The organism is Natrinema salinisoli (assembly GCF_020405205.1).
Taxonomy (GTDB): Archaea; Halobacteriota; Halobacteria; order Halobacteriales; family Natrialbaceae; genus Natrinema; species Natrinema salinisoli.
Genome location: NZ_CP084469.1, coordinates 3841032 through 3856536, shown reverse-complemented (window position 1 = coordinate 3856536; position 15505 = coordinate 3841032). Strand labels below are relative to the sequence as shown.

The window sequence follows — 15505 nt, the reverse complement described above, 5'->3', positions numbered from 1 at the left end:
CCTCCAGTCGGACGGATTGTTTAATCGTGACGACCGTCGCGAACGGTTGCCAAATAAAGCGCCATAAGTAGCACGGCCAGGATCGCGACTCCGCCGGTGAAGCCCGGAACCGGCTCCGAACCGTCTGCGTCTGCCGTTTCGTTCTCCGACCCAGCCGAGTCGTCCCCGGGACTCGAGCCGGCGGACTTCCGGTCGGTCTCGTCGGGGGAAGGGTGGTCGAACGAGCCGAGCGATTCGTTACCGCCGTCGATCGCGACCGTCGCGGACTCGTCGACGACGGCGACGGGCCAGTCGCCGGTGAGATCGACCTCGCTCTCCCCGAACGAGATCGTCGTCGTCCCGGCCGGTGCGTCCTCGGCGATCCGGACGGTCACGGTCGCGATCGTTCCGGTTCCGGTCGTCCCGCCGGCAGCCGGTTCGCGGCGCTGCTCGAGGATCGCCGTCCCCCGTTCGTGGGCGATCGTTTCCGTCGTGCCGATCTCGGTCCCGTTCCCCTCGAGCCAGGAGCCCTGGTCGACGCTGATACGCTCGAGATAGTCGGGGTGATACTGTGCGACGAGCGTAACCGCTTCGACGCCCTCGCCGCCGTGTCCCCCCTGACTCCGGAGGGCGACGTCGATCTCGATCGTTTCGCCCGGCGCGGCCTCGACCGTCGACTGATCGGGCGAGACGATCGCTACCTGATCGATCGCAGCGGCCGTCCCTGCGATGCTCACGACCGAGAGGAAGCAGGCGAGTACGACAGCGATGGCGATACCGACGAGGTCGCGCCTGTCGATCGTCGAACTGTCGACCCAGTGCTCGTCCGCGGCGTCCATTTCGTGATTCATCTAGCCCCTCGATAGCGATCCCTTTACCGGTTCTCGATCGAACGGAACCATCGGAAAAACGAGCGAGCGGACGCGGACCGGCGGTTCGAGAAAACGACTGTGAACGTCGAACGGACGATCGACGACTATCGGACGATCGAGACGGCTCGGTCGAATCGCGTGACTCGCTTGGACCTGGAATCGTAGCCGATGACGCCGACGTCAGCCATCGCCGGCAGGTGGGTGTGATGGAGCGCGATCTTCGCGCGCTCGGCGTCGGCAAACTGGCCACCGGTGCAGGAACCGAGTTCGGATGCGAGATATTCGAGCGAGACGGGACCGTCGGCCGTCTCGAGGATGGAGAGGAGTCGCATCCTGACGGGGTCGACGAGCGTCTCGAGGAGGGTCTCCGCGTTCTCGTCGTCACAGCGGTCGAGCAGGACGGAGAGGTCGCCGGGATGAACCGGCGATCCGTCGAGGAGCGCGATCCCGTCGTCGTTCCAGTCGACGATGTCGTAGTCCTCGAGTCGCGGCAGGTGATTGTGAACGAGACTGATTCGAACCTCGTGTCGCGCTCGACCGTTCGAACCGTCCGTCGCCGGTTCCTCGATCAGTTCCGCCGTCAGTTCCGACAGCGAGAGTCGCGCCTGCCGACGTCCGAGAACCTCGAGAACGCGAAGTCGGCGAGGATGGCGAAGGATCTCGTAACACTCTGTCGGAATTTGGGGGAGTGGGTCAGACGTGTTGCCGCCGAGGTGAGCGTCCGAACTCATTACACACACCAACCGCTGCAATGGGCATAAGCCCATTTCCAAAACGATTTGGTTCGGGAATTCAGCGGTTACCCGTGTAACCACTGAATACCACGCTGACACCGTCGGCAACGGCACATAACGGTTATTTCTTTTGGCTATCTTCATCGGGTGGGCCAGAGGCGGATGTGTGGGGAGGATCATCCAGGCATTAATTTTGAAAATCGGATCAGAGTGATCGATTATGATCGCCGAATAGGCCAGTTACCGGTACTTCCACGGGGGTGAACGAGGCGATCGTAGTCATCGGACGACCGGAATCGGTCGCCGTTCGGATGGGCGGACAAGCGTATCACTCATCCAGACCGAACCCGTTCGGTGTAGCGTCTCTCCCGACCGATGCCACGTCATTTTTGCGTCCGGGAAGCGTACAACGACGTATGTTGCTGGTACGCGGTCGGGCGGGCGGGACGGAACTCACCGGAACGCTGTACGAACGGGGTGAACGGGCCCCGACGTTCCGCGGTGCACCCGACGAAGACGCCGCGTACGTCTGGGTCTGCGACGAGTTCTACGAGGTCGACAGCGGCGGCACGACGCAGCTCGTCGACGGCCGGGAAGTCAACCTCGCCTTCGAGTCGCCCATGCCTCGCGGCTTTGACACCCGGGAACAGGCCCTCGAGGGAGCCAAAGAACACGTGCGAACGCAGTTCGCACGAATCGGCGTCGATCCCGCCGACGTCGTCCTCGAGGTCGAAAAGAACGACGAGTCCGATACTGAGTAACGGGAGCCGCGAACAGTGCTCTCGGGTTCAATTTTTCGTACCGACCGCTGCCGATCCAGTCCCACCGTCAGAACGACGACCCCCTCGTCTCGCTCGATCGCGTCTTCAGACAGGACGGCTCGGTCACCGACGACCGCCGAACGATGCCAATCGCCATCCATACGCGCGCCGGTCTCGAAGCCGTCGACGGAGTCGGAGTACGCCGAGAATCGGCGGCTCCGAACCGAGCTCGCGGCTGGCCGCAGGTTTTCCTGCGTCTCTCGAGTCGGCGGCGAGAACCGTCCACACAGCGAAGGTCAATACGGCTGTTCGTCCCACCGGTGGTCGTCGTACGTCCGATCCTGGGCCGCGTCGAAGCGCTCCTCGAGCGTCTCGCGGAGCGACGCTTTCTCCGAGTTGCTGATCCGGGCGAGTTCGTCGGCCTTGTCGACGATCGTCGGCGGGCCGTGGGCGACGGCGACGTCCTGTAACAGCTGCATCGTGAGCCGCTCTCGGGTTTCCGGATCCTTCGTGAACGCGTAGGGGGCCTCGATCCGGTACAGGAGGTCGTCCCGCGGGTCGTAGATCACGAAGAAGGTAACCTCGTAGGCCTCGCGCTCGAGGCGACGCTCGACTCCGAGCGCGTCGCCCTCGGTCGACAGCGGCTGGTCGACGCCGCCGCGCGACCGGAACCAGTTCGTGTAGGTCAGCGCCGACGTGTCTCGCTCCCAGCGGTCGCCGTCGATATCGTCGACGTACTCGCCGCGCTCGAGGAGGCGGGTGAACAGCGCCGAGTCGTCGCTCCAGGGCACGCTGATATCGACGTTGCGTTTCGACTTGAGCGTCCGCGTGAGCACTCGCGTCGCCGGGTTTTTGACGAAGCCGACGAGCGGGACGTCCCGGTCGACGAAGTTCTCGACCAGTCGGACGTAGTTTTCGAGGACCGTCGTCGGACGGGGGTCCTCGAGCAGGAAGTCGGCGAGGTCGGGGTGCTGGTCGGCCCAGCGCAGCAGGCCCCGGGGGTACAGCGGGCCGTCGAGCACGAGCAGGTCCGCGACCGTTTCGGCGTGGTCGCGGGCGTGCTTGCTCTCGGCGAGGTAGAGTGCGAGCGCGTGGACGACGCCCTCGGCGAAGCGCGGCAGCGGGGGAATCTTGACCGCACGACTCTGACTGTATCCCTCGTCGAACTTGCCCCAGGTCTCGTCGACCATCATGGTCTCGTCGTTCGAGTGGACCGTCATCACGGTCGTTCGAGAGCGATGGAGGTCGAGATCGCTCGGGGTCGCGCTCATCGCGGCCTGCGCGATATCGACGACCAGGCCGTTCTTGAACGTCGTCGGATTGATCGTCCCCGCGTCGAGGCCGTGTTCGGTCGGAAACTCGCTGTCGCGAAGCGCCACCGCCTCGCAGTCGACGACGCGTCGCGCCCGCTCGTCGACCGGCTCGAGGACCGTCCGCCCGTCGAACACCAGCGGGTCGAGGAACTCCTCCCAGACGGTCTCGGCGAAGGCGCGACGGTCCCGCTCGTCGGTCCCGTGGTCGATCCGCCTCGCGAGCCGCGCGATACCGTCGAAGTGGACCGGATCGAGCGTCATGACAGGTGGCTCCCACCCGACCCGCAAAAACCCAGTGGTCGCCGATCGAGGACAGTTAACTCGAGCCCGGGTAAAGAATTATCAGAAAACGTATATATGGATGGAACGAGCGTGTAGATATCTCGATGTCCGAGCGAGAACCGGCAGCGACTACCCGCGAGGACCGTGCGATCAACTGGCGACAGAACAGTTGCGGGGTCACCCTCTACGAGGAGGGAAACCCCGACGCCTGGATCCACGCCCGGTTCGAGGCCGGCGTCTCACCCGAAGACCGACTGTTCATGATCTGTGACGAGTGTGGTGCCGTTTTTGCACAACGAGTAAAACCCGGAAAGGGGACGACGTGCGGCGACTGCGGCGCGATGTTCGAACACGACGATGCGACCCGTTCGTCACACTGACCGGAGCGGACGGTCGTCGTCTTTTCGATCCCACCTCGTGACCGAACGTGTACCGACCGCGATAGGAGACGTTTCAGTAAACAACAAACTTATGACAGTCGATGCGTGATCGGGGAAGAGCGGACGAGCAGATCAGACCATGGCTCAGGCCCTCCCCTTCAACGCACGGCATCGGCTGACGAACGCAGTGGATCGCGCCTCGCAGTCGATTGCTCGCCGGTTCGCCATCGACCTGCGGGCGCTCGCCGCGTTCCGTATCGCGGTCGGCACGCTGGTGATCGTCGACCTGATACTCCGATCGCGGAACCTGACGGCGTTCTACACGGACGCAGGTGTGCTCCCGCTCGAGGCGCTGTTCTCGGATTACTCGTCGGTTTACTCCATCCACGCCGTTTCTGGTGAAGCGTGGGCACAGGGACTCCTGTTTTGCATCGCCGGCCTCTTCGCTCTCGCGATGGTCGTCGGCTACCGGACGAGGGTCGCGACGATCGTCTCGTGGCTGCTGTTGGCCTCGCTACACGTCCGTAACCCGATGATTCTCAACAGTGGCGACATCATGTTGCGAATGCTCCTCTTCTGGGGGATCTTTCTTCCCCTCGGCGAGTGCTGGTCGATCGATGCCCGCCGGCACGAGCAGGATCGGACGACGGTGACCTCCATCGCGACTATGGCAGTGCTGTTGCAGGTGTTGCTCGTGTACGTGATCAATGCCATCCACAAGACCAGAGGCGACGTCTGGATGAGCGGTGACGCGCTCGTCGAGGTGTTCCAGGCCGATCACCTCACGATCCTGCTCGGGAACGTCATCGCGGAACAGTTCCTCCTCCTGCGCGTCTTCTCGTACGTCTGGATGACGCTTCTCTTGCTGTCACCGCTGTTGCTCGTGCTGACCGGCTATCGACGGGCACTGTTCACGTCGTGTTTCGTCGGTATGCATCTCGGTATGATCGTCATGCTCCAAATCGGTCTCTTCCCGCTCATCTCCGTCGCCGGACTGCTCGTGTTCTATCCACCGGTCGTCTGGGACCTGCTCACTGCGCTGGCGACTCGAGTCGGGATCGCATCCGAACTCCGTCGCGGTATGGAACGGGTCCGAGGAACTGCGCCGCGACTCTCCGTCCCCTTGCTTCCGGCGGACCGAGAGGCACTCCCCGCCCTTACTGCTGTTAGGATCCGCGGCCACGTCCTGTTCTCGACGATCGTCCCGTGGCTCTTCCTCTCCCTCGTCGTCCTTTCGAACGCCGCAGCGGTCGATTACACCGAGATTCCCGACCCTGCCGAGGACGTCATCGATACCACACAGATCGATCAGAGTTGGCAGATGTTCGCCCCCACCCCGGTCTCCACGGCCAAGTGGCTCGTCGTCCCCAGTCAACTCGAGAACGGAACGGAAACCGACGTCTACCACCATTCGGCAGTCAACTGGGACAGACCGCCGTCCGTCGATGGAACCTACGAGAACGCCCGGTGGCGAAAGTACATCAACAACATGCGATACGCCGACAACGAGAACCACCGCTCGTACTTCGCCAACTACCTGTGCGGGCGCTGGAACGCGACTCACGAAACCGGCGTCGAGAAGGTTACCGTCTACGGCATGACCGATCGCGCCGCTCCCTACGAGGACCCGGATATCGAGGAGTACGAACTGCTCGAGTACGACTGCTCGGGCGAGTTCGTCCAGAACGACTGACGGAACGCGACGCGACTTCGAGGCGAATTCGCGTGGACCGACACGGAAGCGCAGTTAAATCTCCCGCGTGCCGGCGACAACGACAGCTAATTAGGCGCCGCTGGAAACCGGGTAGGTATGGAAGCTGCGCTGATCGTCCTCGACGGGTGGGGACTCGGTAACGGCGGCAGAGACGCGGTTCAGGCGGCCGAGACGCCGGTGTTCGATCGACTTTCGGATTCCGGATCGGACGGCCGGCTCGAGGTCGCGGGCCGGCGCGTCGGCCTCCCGGTCGGTCAGATGGGAAACAGCGAGGTCGGCCACCTCAACATCGGGGCCGGGCGAGTCGTCTACCAGGAGTACACGCGGATTTCGGACTCGATCGCGGACGGTTCCTTCCGGGAGAACGACGCGATCAACGCGGCGTTCGACCGGGCGAGCGCGAATGACGGCCGCATCCACTTCCTCGGACTCGTCAGCGACGGCGGAGTCCACTCGGATCAGGAACACCTGCACGCGCTGATCGAACTGGCCGGCGACCGCGACGTCGAGGCCGTCACCCACGCGATCACCGACGGGCGAGACACCTCACCGACCGGTGGGCGAGAGTACCTCGAGACGCTCGAGGACGTCATCGCCGAGCACGGCACCGGCGACGTGGCGACGGTCTCCGGCCGGTACTACGCGATGGACCGCGACCAGAACTGGGACCGGACGAACCGCGCTTACGACGCCATCGTGAACCGCGAGGCCGAGTGGACCGCCGACTCGGCCGTCGACGCCGTCAAAGAGTCCTACGATCGGGGCGTGACCGACGAGTTCGTCGAGCCGACGGCGGTCGACGGTCAGCCCGCGCTCGAGGACGGCGACTCGGTCGTCTGGTTCAACTTCCGCTCCGACCGAGCCCGCCAGCTGACCCGGATGCTGGCCGATATTCGGCCCGAGGACTGGGCGGCCACCGTCGAGACCAGTCCGCCGGACGCCGAGGTCGTGATGATGACCCAGTACGACGAGACGTTCGACCTCCCCGTAGCCTACCCGCCGAACCAGCCCGACCAGGTGCTGGGCGAGGTGCTGGCCGACGCGGGCCGAACCCAGCTCCGGATCGCCGAATCCGAGAAGTACGCCCACGTCACCTACTTCCTCAACGGCGGCCGCGAAGTGGAATTCGACGGCGAGATCCGGAAGATCGTCGAGAGCCCAGACGTGCCGACCTACGACCTGCAACCGGAGATGAGCGCGCCCGCGGTGACGGATACTGCGATCGACACGATCGGGTCGGACGATCCGGACGTCCTCGTCCTCAACTACGCAAATCCGGATATGGTCGGCCACACGGGCGATTACGAGGCCGCGATCGAGGCCGTCGAAGCCGTCGACGCGCAGTTGGGTCGACTCGTGACGGCGCTCGAGGACGCCGGCGCACACGTCCTCATCACCGCGGATCACGGCAACGCCGACGACATGGGAACCGAGGAGGACCCACACACCGCGCACACGTACAACGAAGTGCCGCTGGTCTACCTCTCGCCCGACGGAACCGCCGGAGGACGGACGGTTCGAGCGGGCGGGACGCTCGCGGACATCGCGCCGACGATCCTCGAGCTGATCGATCTCGATCAGCCGCCCGAAATGACGGGCGAGTCGCTGCTCGAATAGAGGCGCCCGTTCGATCACATCTGAGTGCGAGCAGTGTTCAGAAAATCGTTCCAGACCGACTCATTCAGACATAATTTCTCATCTTTTTCAGAATTATTATCAACCGTGGGTGCGTACGAATGGCCGTTCGTGACGGTAAACTCCACACCGCCCGAGACACCGACGCCGTCGCGGAGCCAAACGGCACCGCTCGGTATCACGGTTTTCTGTATACTCAGCGGCGTGGCGTCGGTTATCGTAGCAGCCCTCAGTTTCGCTATCGCCGGCCGAGGCGGTGCGTTCGTTCTCCTCGGCCTACTGGTTCTCGTCCTTTCGGTCGCACAAGTAGTCGTCTCGATCGGGCTCTGGACCCTCCAGTCGTGGGCGTGGGCTTGGGCGCTCGTTCTCTACGGACTGAGCGCTCTGCTTCGATTCGTTCAAGGCGACCTGTTCGGCGCGGCGTTTTCGTTCGTGATTCTCGGGTATCTCGTCTCGAAGGAAGAGTACTATCGGTAGCGTCCTCGCAACTGACAGCGACGACGCGGAGTGAGCGGCGACTCGAGAACGGAATCGACCGAGACATGCTACTGAAGAGCCGATCGATATCGATGACGGCCGATCGATCGCGGCGAGAGTCCGGCCACAACACCGAAGGTGATCTACTTACACCCTCGAGTCGATGAGTTCGATTCCGTGGCCGGCGGCCGGGTCGATTCTGTCCGGCCTCGGAACCGTGGTGTTGCTCTGGTATCTCCGCCACCACCGCGGGAAACCGGGCGCGAACTGGTTGCTGCTGGCGCTCGTCGCGCAGGCGCTGTGGTGCTTTTCCTACGGGATCGGGCTGTTGGTCTTCGATCCGACGCTGCGATGGGCGTTCGAAGCGCTGACCTGGACCGGCATCGTCTGGACCGGCGTGCCCTTTCTGGCCTTCGGCCTCGAGTACACCGGCCGCGGGAATCTCGTCAGAACCCCGTGGTTCGGGCTGCTGGTACTCGTCCCGCTGTTCACGACGGTACTGGTCGTGACGAACCCGCTTCACGGGATCGTCTGGACGAACTTCCGAATCGATTCGGTCTTCGGTGCGGCCACGGTCTCCTACGATCTCAACGCGTGGGCCTTCTTCGCGATCATGATCGGCACGGTCTTTGCGGCGTCCGGGACCCTGCTCCTGTTCGATACGGTCGTCAGCTACGGCCCCCTCTATCGGAGAGAGGCGCTCGCAGTCGGCCTCAGTACGCTCCCGCCGGGGGTCGCCCTGCTCGTCTGGCTCTTCGGACTCGGCCCCGTTCCCCAGCTCAACCTCTCCGCGGTCATGTTTCTCCCCCACGTCGTGCTCGACGCCTACGCGTTCGTCGGGGGCAGCATGTTCGCGTACAGCCCGTCAGTCCGGCGAACGGCCGACCGGTCCGCGATCGAGGAGCTCGAGAACCCGTTCCTCGTCGTCGACACGGACGAGCGGATCGTCGACTGCAATCCGGCGGCGGAGACGGTATTCGACGTCACGAAACCGGCCGTCCTCGGGGAGCCACTCGAGCGCGCGACCGAGTTGCGGATCGACGAGACCGACGACCAGGTCCTCACGCACACCGTCCGGGGGGAGCGCCGCACGCTCGCAGTGTCGACGTCGCGGCTTCGAAACGAATCGGACCGGGTCGTCGGACACACCCTCCTCCTGCAGGACGTTACCGACCAGCAGCGACGCGAGCAGCGCCTCGAGATCCTCAACCGGGTGTTGCGCCACAACCTGCGGAACGATCTGACCGTCGCTCGCGGGTACGTCGGTATCGCCGCGGACCGAACCGACGACGACGAACTCACGGAACTGCTCGATGACGTTCACGACGATATCGACGGCGTGTTGCAGATGGGCGAGAAAGCCCGAACCTTCGAACGTGCGATCGGGTCGATGAACCGCCCGTCGACGGTCTTCGCCCGCGACGCGCTCACGTCGGTCGCGGCCGATCTCGAGGCGGAAACGGAGGGACACGTCGAGGTAGTCGTCCCCGAGGATCTCGCCATGCGGACCAACGGGGAGCTGTTCGAACTCGTCTTCGCGAACCTCCTCGAGAACGGGGTTCGCCACACCGACGCCGAGGAACCGCACGTCGCGGTCGAGTTCGACGGCGTCGCCGCCGACCGAACCGGCGTCTTCACCGTCCGCGACGACGGGCCGGGGATTCCGGATCACGAGCTCGCCGTGCTCGAGCGCGGCGAGGAAACCCCGCTGGAACACGGGAGCGGGCTCGGCCTGTGGATCGTCTCGTGGTCCGTAACGGCGCTCGGCGGCGATCTCGACTTCGAGACCGGCGAAGACGGGACGACCGTCACGGTTCGCCTTCCCGGCGTAGTGGAGTCGGAGCCGGCGGACCCTGATGGCACGACGGGGGTCGAGTCACCGGAGCAACAACCATAGCCCGATCGACGAGTTTCGGCCCCTACCCCGATATCGGAACGGTCGGCTCACGAGAGACAGATCAAACGGAGAATGCGGGCTCGGTTCGTACCTCGAGCATCGGGCCGGAGAACGACTATTACTATGCGATTTCACCTACCACCGAACGGGACCCAGCGCCGAAGACCCGATTCGATCGTCGTGTCGAGCGTTTTATTCGATCGCTGTGAGAACCATCGGTCGTGTTCGAGGTCGTCACGCTGCTCCTCATGGCAACCGCCGGGACCGCGGTCGTCTGGAAAGGGAGCGCCTGGCTCGAGGACGCGGCGAACAAACTCGCGGTCGCGTACGGACTGCCGGCGGTCGTCCAGGGGGCCGTGATCGCCGCCGTCGGATCGAGCACGCCGGAACTCGCGAGCGTCTTGCTCGCGACGCTGTTACACGGGGAGTTCGAACTCGGCGTGGGTTCGATCGTCGGCTCGGCGGTGTTCAACCTCCTCGTGATTCCGGGACTCGCCGTGCTCGTCGGCGGCGGGATCGACACGACGCGCGAACTGGTCTACAAGGAGTCGCTGTTTTACATGCTCGCGGTCGCGTCGTTGCTGTTGACGTTCTCGCTCGCGGTCATCTACAACCCCGTCGAGACCGTCGGCGGACCCATACGAGGAGACGTCTCGAGACCGCTCGCCCTGTTCCCGGTCGCGCTCTACGGGCTCTACCTGTTCACGCAGTACCTCGACGCCGCGGAGTCCGACGAGGCGGCCGACGCGTCGATCGCACTCGCTCGGACGTGGTTCTGGTTCGTCGTCGGGCTGGTGTTCATCGTCGTCGGCGTCGAGGCGCTCGTCCGCGCAGCGATCGGGCTCGGCGACGCCTTCGGAACCCCCTCGTTCCTGTGGGGGATGACCGTCGTGGCTGCCGGCTCGAGCCTGCCGGATACGTTCGTCAGCCTCACGGCTGCGAAGGCCGATCGACCGACGGTCACGCTGGCGAACGTCCTCGGGAGCAACACGTTCGACCTGCTCGTCGCCGTGCCGGTCGGCGTCCTCGTGGCGGGGTCCCTGCCGGTGAACTTCGCCCACATCGTCCCGATGATGGGGTTTCTGGTACTGGCGACCATCGTGTTCTTCGCAATTTCGCGGACCGGAATGCAGCTCTCTCGACGGGAAGCGTGGTCGCTGCTGGTGCTCTACGCGGCGTTCGTCTGTTGGCTCCTGCTGGAGAGTCTGCGCATCGTCAGCGTGCTCGAGTTCTGAGAACCGATACGATCTGGCCTCGGCCGACGTCCGACGACGATCGACGGACTTCCTGTTCGAAGGGATTCGTCTAGTGGTTTTACTTAGGCTGCCTGTAAGGAGACGGGTATGAGCGACGATCCCGACTCAGAAGGGCACCGTTTTGCCACGAACAGCATCCACGCCGGACAGGAACCCGATTCCGCGACGGGAGCTCGCGCGCCGCCCCTGTATCAAACCACGTCCTACGAGTTCGAGGACACCGACCACGCCGCCGCACTGTTCGGCCTCGAGGAGACGGGCAACATCTATTCGCGGATCATGAACCCGACGAACGCGATGCTCGAGGAACGCATCGCGACCCTCGAGGGCGGCGTCGGCGCGCTGGCTACCTCCTCGGGAATGGCCGCGTTCGACCTCGCTACCTTCATCCTCGCGGAGGTAGGCGACAACATCGTCTCCTCGTCGTCGCTGTACGGCGGGACCTACACCTACCTCACACACACCGTCGCGAAGCGCGGTATCGAGACGAAATTCGTCGACACGCTGGACTACGAGGCCTACGCGGAGGCGATCGACGAGGACACCGCCTTCGTCCACCTCGAGACGATCGGCAATCCCGCGCTCGTGACGCCGGACATCGAGCGGATAGCCGACATCGCCCACGACCACGACGTGCCGCTGTTCGTCGATAACACCTTCGCGACGCCGTACCTCTGCCGGCCGCTCGAGCACGGCGCGGACCTCGTCTGGAACTCGACGACCAAGTGGATCCACGGCGCGGGCTCGACGGTCGGCGGCATCCTCGTCGACGGCGGGTCCTTCCCCTGGGAGGACGGCGACTACCCCGAGATCACCGAGCCGAATCCGGCCTACCACGGCGTGAACTTCCGCGAGACCTTCGGCGACGCGGCGTTCTCCGTCGTCGCCCGCACCCGCGGCCTGCGAGATCTGGGCAACCAGCAGGCCCCCTTCGACGCCTGGGTCACCCTGCAGAAACTCGAGTCCCTGCCCCTGCGCATGGAGAAACACTGCGACAACGCGATGGCCGTCGCGGAGTACCTCGACGACCACCAGGCCGTCGAGTGGGTCAACTACCCCGGCCTCGAGAGCCACGAGACCCACGACAACGCTCAGGAGTACCTCGAGGGCGGCTACGGCGGCATGATCACCTTCGGACTCGAGGGCGGGTACGAGGCCGCGGAAACGGTCTGTAACGAGGTCGAGCTCTCGAGTCTGCTCGCGAACGTCGGCGACGCGAAGACGCTGATCATCCACCCCGCGAGCACGACCCACCAGCAGCTCACCGAAGAGGAGAAGCTGGCCAGCGGCGTGACCGACGACCTCGTGCGCCTCTCGGTGGGGATCGAAGACGTCGACGACGTCATCGCGGATCTCGATCGGGCGATCGAACAGGTATAGATCGCGGACGGCAGCGAACATCTTCCCCCGACTGTCGTTTCAGTTCGCGGTGACTAGCCCTCGTCGTTAAGGTCACCGCGTTCGACTGGTCACCTATGCCGACCGGATTACTCACCTCGGATGCGTCGGAACAGATCGTCGCGACCTGTCGAACGGCGATCGGCGACAGTCTGCGTTCGGTCACCTACTTCACGCGCGACGACTACGAACAGGTCTACCTCCGCGAAGACCTGGAGCGCGACGCCGACCTCTCGACGTTCATCGGCCACGAGTGGCGCGGCTTCAAGACCACGCAGACCGCCTACGAGGGGTCGGAACTCGGTGCGTACGACTACACGATCCGCGTCTTCGAGAACGGGTTTTTGATCCGCGTGACCAACGACAGCGAGGGCGTCTTCGTCACGACTGACGGGTTGACGGTCAAAGACTTCGAAGAAGTCGCAACGGCACTCGATACGTTCCTCAGCAGCCGCGAGATCTCGTAGGGACGTCGTCGCTCGAGCCGTCGCCATCGTCGGTATCGCCGTCGGTGTCGCTTCCGTCTCGGACCTCCGCCTCGCCGTCGGCGTCCTGTCGACCGATCGGCAGGCCGGACCCGCGATCGCCGTCCGTTCCGAGGAGGCGAGCGAAACGACGGCGTTCCGCAGCGTGTCTATCTAAACTCATGCCGTCGATAGAGGACGGTTTCCCTTGTAGTAATGCGGGCCGTTTCCGAGGGAAACGCGTTACTTCCCGGACGAAACGATGCCGATACCGTCCCGTGGTTTCGACCGCGTAACGATTTCCTACAGATCGATCCCTTTGCCGTCGGGACAGCGTAACACCCTTTTCCGCCACGCCCGTGAGTCCTTCCAATGACCGACCTGCCAGATCCCATCGCTCGGGAACTCGAGTCCCACGACGCGTTCGCCCAAAGCGACGACGGCTTCGATCTCACGACAACGGTCTTCGAGACGACGATTACGGCCGACGACGCGGAGGGGAAACGAGACGGCCGGTTCCACGTCACCGTCTTCCTCCCGACGCTCGACGCCGCCGTGGCCGACGAAGTCGTCGCGACCCCCGTCGAAGACGGCTGGTTCGAAACCCTCGAGCGACGCCTCGCGGACGTCTTCACCGTCGCGCACACGGGCACCCACGATGAGCCCATCATCGAACGCGACGACGAGGAGGTCCGTGTTATCCTCGAATACACCGCCTGGGACGCCGGCGAAGGCGTCGACGACGCCAAGGCCCTGATCGAGTTCGTCGAAGGTACTTTCGCGCAGGGAATCATCCCCGGCTACGAGTATCGCGACGAAGCGGCGACGCTGCTCGAGAACGCCCAGAACACGGGTCAGCAAGCCGCGGACGGTGACGGCGACGGATCCAGTGGCGGCATGCCGTTATAGTTCGCTGCCGAGCGTTTTTTCGGCTGCGATCGCAGTGGTATGGCCGAGAGTGTGGCTCGAGCAGTAGCGAGAGCCACACGACCCGGGGGAGGGCAGGCGATTCACCGTCACTGACCGCGAGCGAACCCGAAGGGTGAGCGAGCGGCCTTTTTTGGTCGAGATTTTTTGCGCGAGGGGTGAACGCAGTGAACCCGAGCGGAAAAAAGGTCGGTGTGAGTGCTTTTAATCGAAATTTTACCGAGGGACGCCGCGCTGTGTGACGGAGTCACCAGCGCGGCAGACCGCAGCGTAAAATTTCGGTTCTTTAGTCCATCGCGATGTACGTCTGCGTATCTTCAACACCCTCGATGCCCTGGATGTGGGTCGCCGCGATCTCCTTGACCGCGGCCGGGGACTCGACGTTGGCTTTCGCGATGAGGTCAACGTCGCCGGCGACGATGTGGGCCGATTGAACGCCGTCGATGGCCTCGATGCTGTCTTTGAGTCGATCCGCCTCGCCCGTGTTCGCCTTGATCATGATGAACGCCGTAACCATTAGTTGACACCTCCAGAATCGGAATCCGTCTCCGAATCTCCCCGCAGTTCCGCCGCCGCGGAACTCGAGCCCGCGCCCGCGTTCGCGGCCGCTCGGGTCGCCGTCTCGCCGACCAGGATCTGTCGCACCTCGCTCAAGACGTCGAAATCGGCGAGGACGACGAGTCGGTCGCCGTCCTCGAGCGAGAGGTCGTCGTTCGGGATCCCGAGGTCCCGATCGCGCTTGCCGAAGGCGAGGACGGTCGCGTCGGCCGGCAGTTGCAGTTCGCTGATCGAGTAGCCGTTGACCGGGGCCTCGGTCGTGATCGTGAGTTCGACGACCTGCAGATGCGGGGCGATGTCGGCGATCGCACGGATCGTCCCGCCCAGGAGGGCGTTTTTGGCGCCGATCGCGCCGAGGCGCTCGGGGTAGACGATCTCATCGACCTGCTCAGCGTACTTGCGGTAGATCCCCTCGCGGTAGGCCTCGTCGATCCGCATCACGGTCCGACAGCCGTAGTGGTTGGCGATCATGCAGGCGGTGAAATTGACGTTGAGATCGCCGGTGAGCGCACCGACGCCGTCGGCCTCCGTGACGCCGGCTTCCTCGAGAACGTCCTCGCGGGAGCCGTCGCCCTCGACGACGGTAAACTCCTGATCGCGGGCGCGTCTGAGCGTCGGCTCGTCGCGTTCGACGATCGTCACGTCGTGGCCTTCGTCACGCAAGACGCGTGCTGTACGCAGACCGACCCGTCCGGCCCCGATAATCACGAACCGCATGCACAGGGGTACGCTCGCCCCGGTGAATAAGTTTGCCCCGGTTTACCATGGGAAGCGTTCGGTCGATCGGTGCCCCTCGAGCGGGGACGTCGCCAGAAGAGTCCGGTTCGAACGCGGCGTCGACGACCGCGGTGATCCGTC

At 64.2% G+C, this 15505-nt stretch carries 16 protein-coding genes; 10 read left to right on the top strand and 6 right to left on the bottom strand.

Annotated features, from left to right (window positions below; translation table 11 throughout):
* Positions 1–20: 20 nt before the first annotated feature.
* Positions 21–830, bottom strand: coding sequence for a cohesin domain-containing protein (locus tag LDB05_RS19165; protein ID WP_226005572.1), 810 nt, complete (start codon positions 828–830; stop codon positions 21–23).
* 125 nt (positions 831–955) lie between these two features.
* Positions 956–1582, bottom strand: a complete 627-nt coding sequence (locus LDB05_RS19160; protein WP_226005571.1) for a DUF7344 domain-containing protein — start codon at positions 1580–1582, stop codon at positions 956–958.
* Positions 1583–2001: 419 nt separating this feature from the next.
* On the opposite strand from LDB05_RS19160, the gene LDB05_RS19155 reads away from it, so the two are divergent.
* On the top strand, positions 2002–2346 hold the full coding sequence (locus LDB05_RS19155; protein WP_226005570.1) for a DUF7113 family protein: 345 nt from the start codon (positions 2002–2004) through the stop codon (positions 2344–2346).
* 296 nt (positions 2347–2642) lie between these two features.
* On the opposite strand, the gene LDB05_RS19150 is transcribed toward LDB05_RS19155, so the two are convergent.
* Positions 2643–3920, bottom strand: a complete 1278-nt coding sequence (locus LDB05_RS19150) for a DNA double-strand break repair nuclease NurA (RefSeq protein ID WP_226005569.1) — start codon at positions 3918–3920, stop codon at positions 2643–2645.
* 125 nt (positions 3921–4045) lie between these two features.
* On the opposite strand from LDB05_RS19150, the gene LDB05_RS19145 reads away from it, so the two are divergent.
* The 8 genes from LDB05_RS19145 to LDB05_RS19110 all read left to right on the top strand — a co-directional run bounded on the left by LDB05_RS19145 (position 4046) and on the right by LDB05_RS19110 (position 13165).
* Positions 4046–4321 carry a hypothetical protein gene (locus LDB05_RS19145; protein ID WP_226005568.1) on the top strand — a complete coding sequence of 92 codons (276 nt, stop codon included), beginning with the start codon at positions 4046–4048 and terminating at the stop codon, positions 4319–4321.
* Between the two features lie 139 nt (positions 4322–4460).
* Positions 4461–6014 (top strand): HTTM domain-containing protein, encoded by a 1554-nt coding sequence (locus tag LDB05_RS19140; protein WP_226005567.1) that lies wholly within the window; start codon positions 4461–4463, stop codon positions 6012–6014.
* 117 nt (positions 6015–6131) lie between these two features.
* Entirely contained in the window at positions 6132–7652 is a 1521-nt protein-coding gene (gpmI, locus tag LDB05_RS19135; protein ID WP_226005566.1) for a 2,3-bisphosphoglycerate-independent phosphoglycerate mutase, read from the top strand.
* A 33-nt stretch (positions 7653–7685) separates the two neighbouring features.
* Positions 7686–8147 carry a hypothetical protein gene (locus tag LDB05_RS19130; protein ID WP_226005565.1) on the top strand — a complete coding sequence of 154 codons (462 nt, stop codon included), beginning with the start codon at positions 7686–7688 and terminating at the stop codon, positions 8145–8147.
* Positions 8148–8310: 163 nt separating this feature from the next.
* The gene (locus LDB05_RS19125; RefSeq protein WP_226005564.1) at positions 8311–10044 is read left to right on the top strand and encodes a histidine kinase N-terminal 7TM domain-containing protein; all 1734 of its coding nucleotides are present in this window, start codon (positions 8311–8313) and stop codon (positions 10042–10044) included.
* A gap of 221 nt (positions 10045–10265) precedes the next feature.
* Entirely contained in the window at positions 10266–11279 is a 1014-nt protein-coding gene (locus LDB05_RS19120) for a sodium:calcium antiporter (protein ID WP_226005563.1), read from the top strand.
* 108 nt (positions 11280–11387) lie between these two features.
* Entirely contained in the window at positions 11388–12680 is a 1293-nt protein-coding gene (locus LDB05_RS19115) for an O-acetylhomoserine aminocarboxypropyltransferase/cysteine synthase family protein (RefSeq protein WP_226005562.1), read from the top strand.
* Between the two features lie 95 nt (positions 12681–12775).
* Positions 12776–13165 carry a DUF7522 family protein gene (locus LDB05_RS19110; RefSeq protein ID WP_226005561.1) on the top strand — a complete coding sequence of 130 codons (390 nt, stop codon included), beginning with the start codon at positions 12776–12778 and terminating at the stop codon, positions 13163–13165.
* Here LDB05_RS19110 and LDB05_RS19105 read toward each other — a convergent pair.
* Positions 13143–13346: a hypothetical protein gene (locus tag LDB05_RS19105; RefSeq protein WP_226005560.1), complete on the bottom strand. Its 204-nt coding sequence runs from the start codon at positions 13344–13346 to the stop codon at positions 13143–13145. The genes LDB05_RS19110 and LDB05_RS19105 overlap by 23 nt on opposite strands.
* Positions 13347–13534: 188 nt before the next feature.
* Between LDB05_RS19105 and LDB05_RS19100 the strand changes: the two genes are divergently transcribed.
* Positions 13535–14071: a DUF5813 family protein gene (locus LDB05_RS19100; protein ID WP_226005559.1), complete on the top strand. Its 537-nt coding sequence runs from the start codon at positions 13535–13537 to the stop codon at positions 14069–14071.
* A gap of 304 nt (positions 14072–14375) precedes the next feature.
* On the opposite strand, the gene LDB05_RS19095 is transcribed toward LDB05_RS19100, so the two are convergent.
* Both LDB05_RS19095 and LDB05_RS19090 read right to left on the bottom strand, forming a co-directional pair.
* On the bottom strand, positions 14376–14606 hold the full coding sequence (locus tag LDB05_RS19095) for an Lrp/AsnC family transcriptional regulator (protein WP_226005558.1): 231 nt from the start codon (positions 14604–14606) through the stop codon (positions 14376–14378).
* A complete protein-coding gene (locus LDB05_RS19090) occupies positions 14606–15364 on the bottom strand; it encodes a potassium channel family protein (RefSeq protein ID WP_226005557.1) in 759 nt (252 codons plus the stop codon). Before LDB05_RS19090 ends, LDB05_RS19095 begins: the two co-directional genes overlap by 1 nt.
* Positions 15365–15505: the final 141 nt, after the last annotated feature.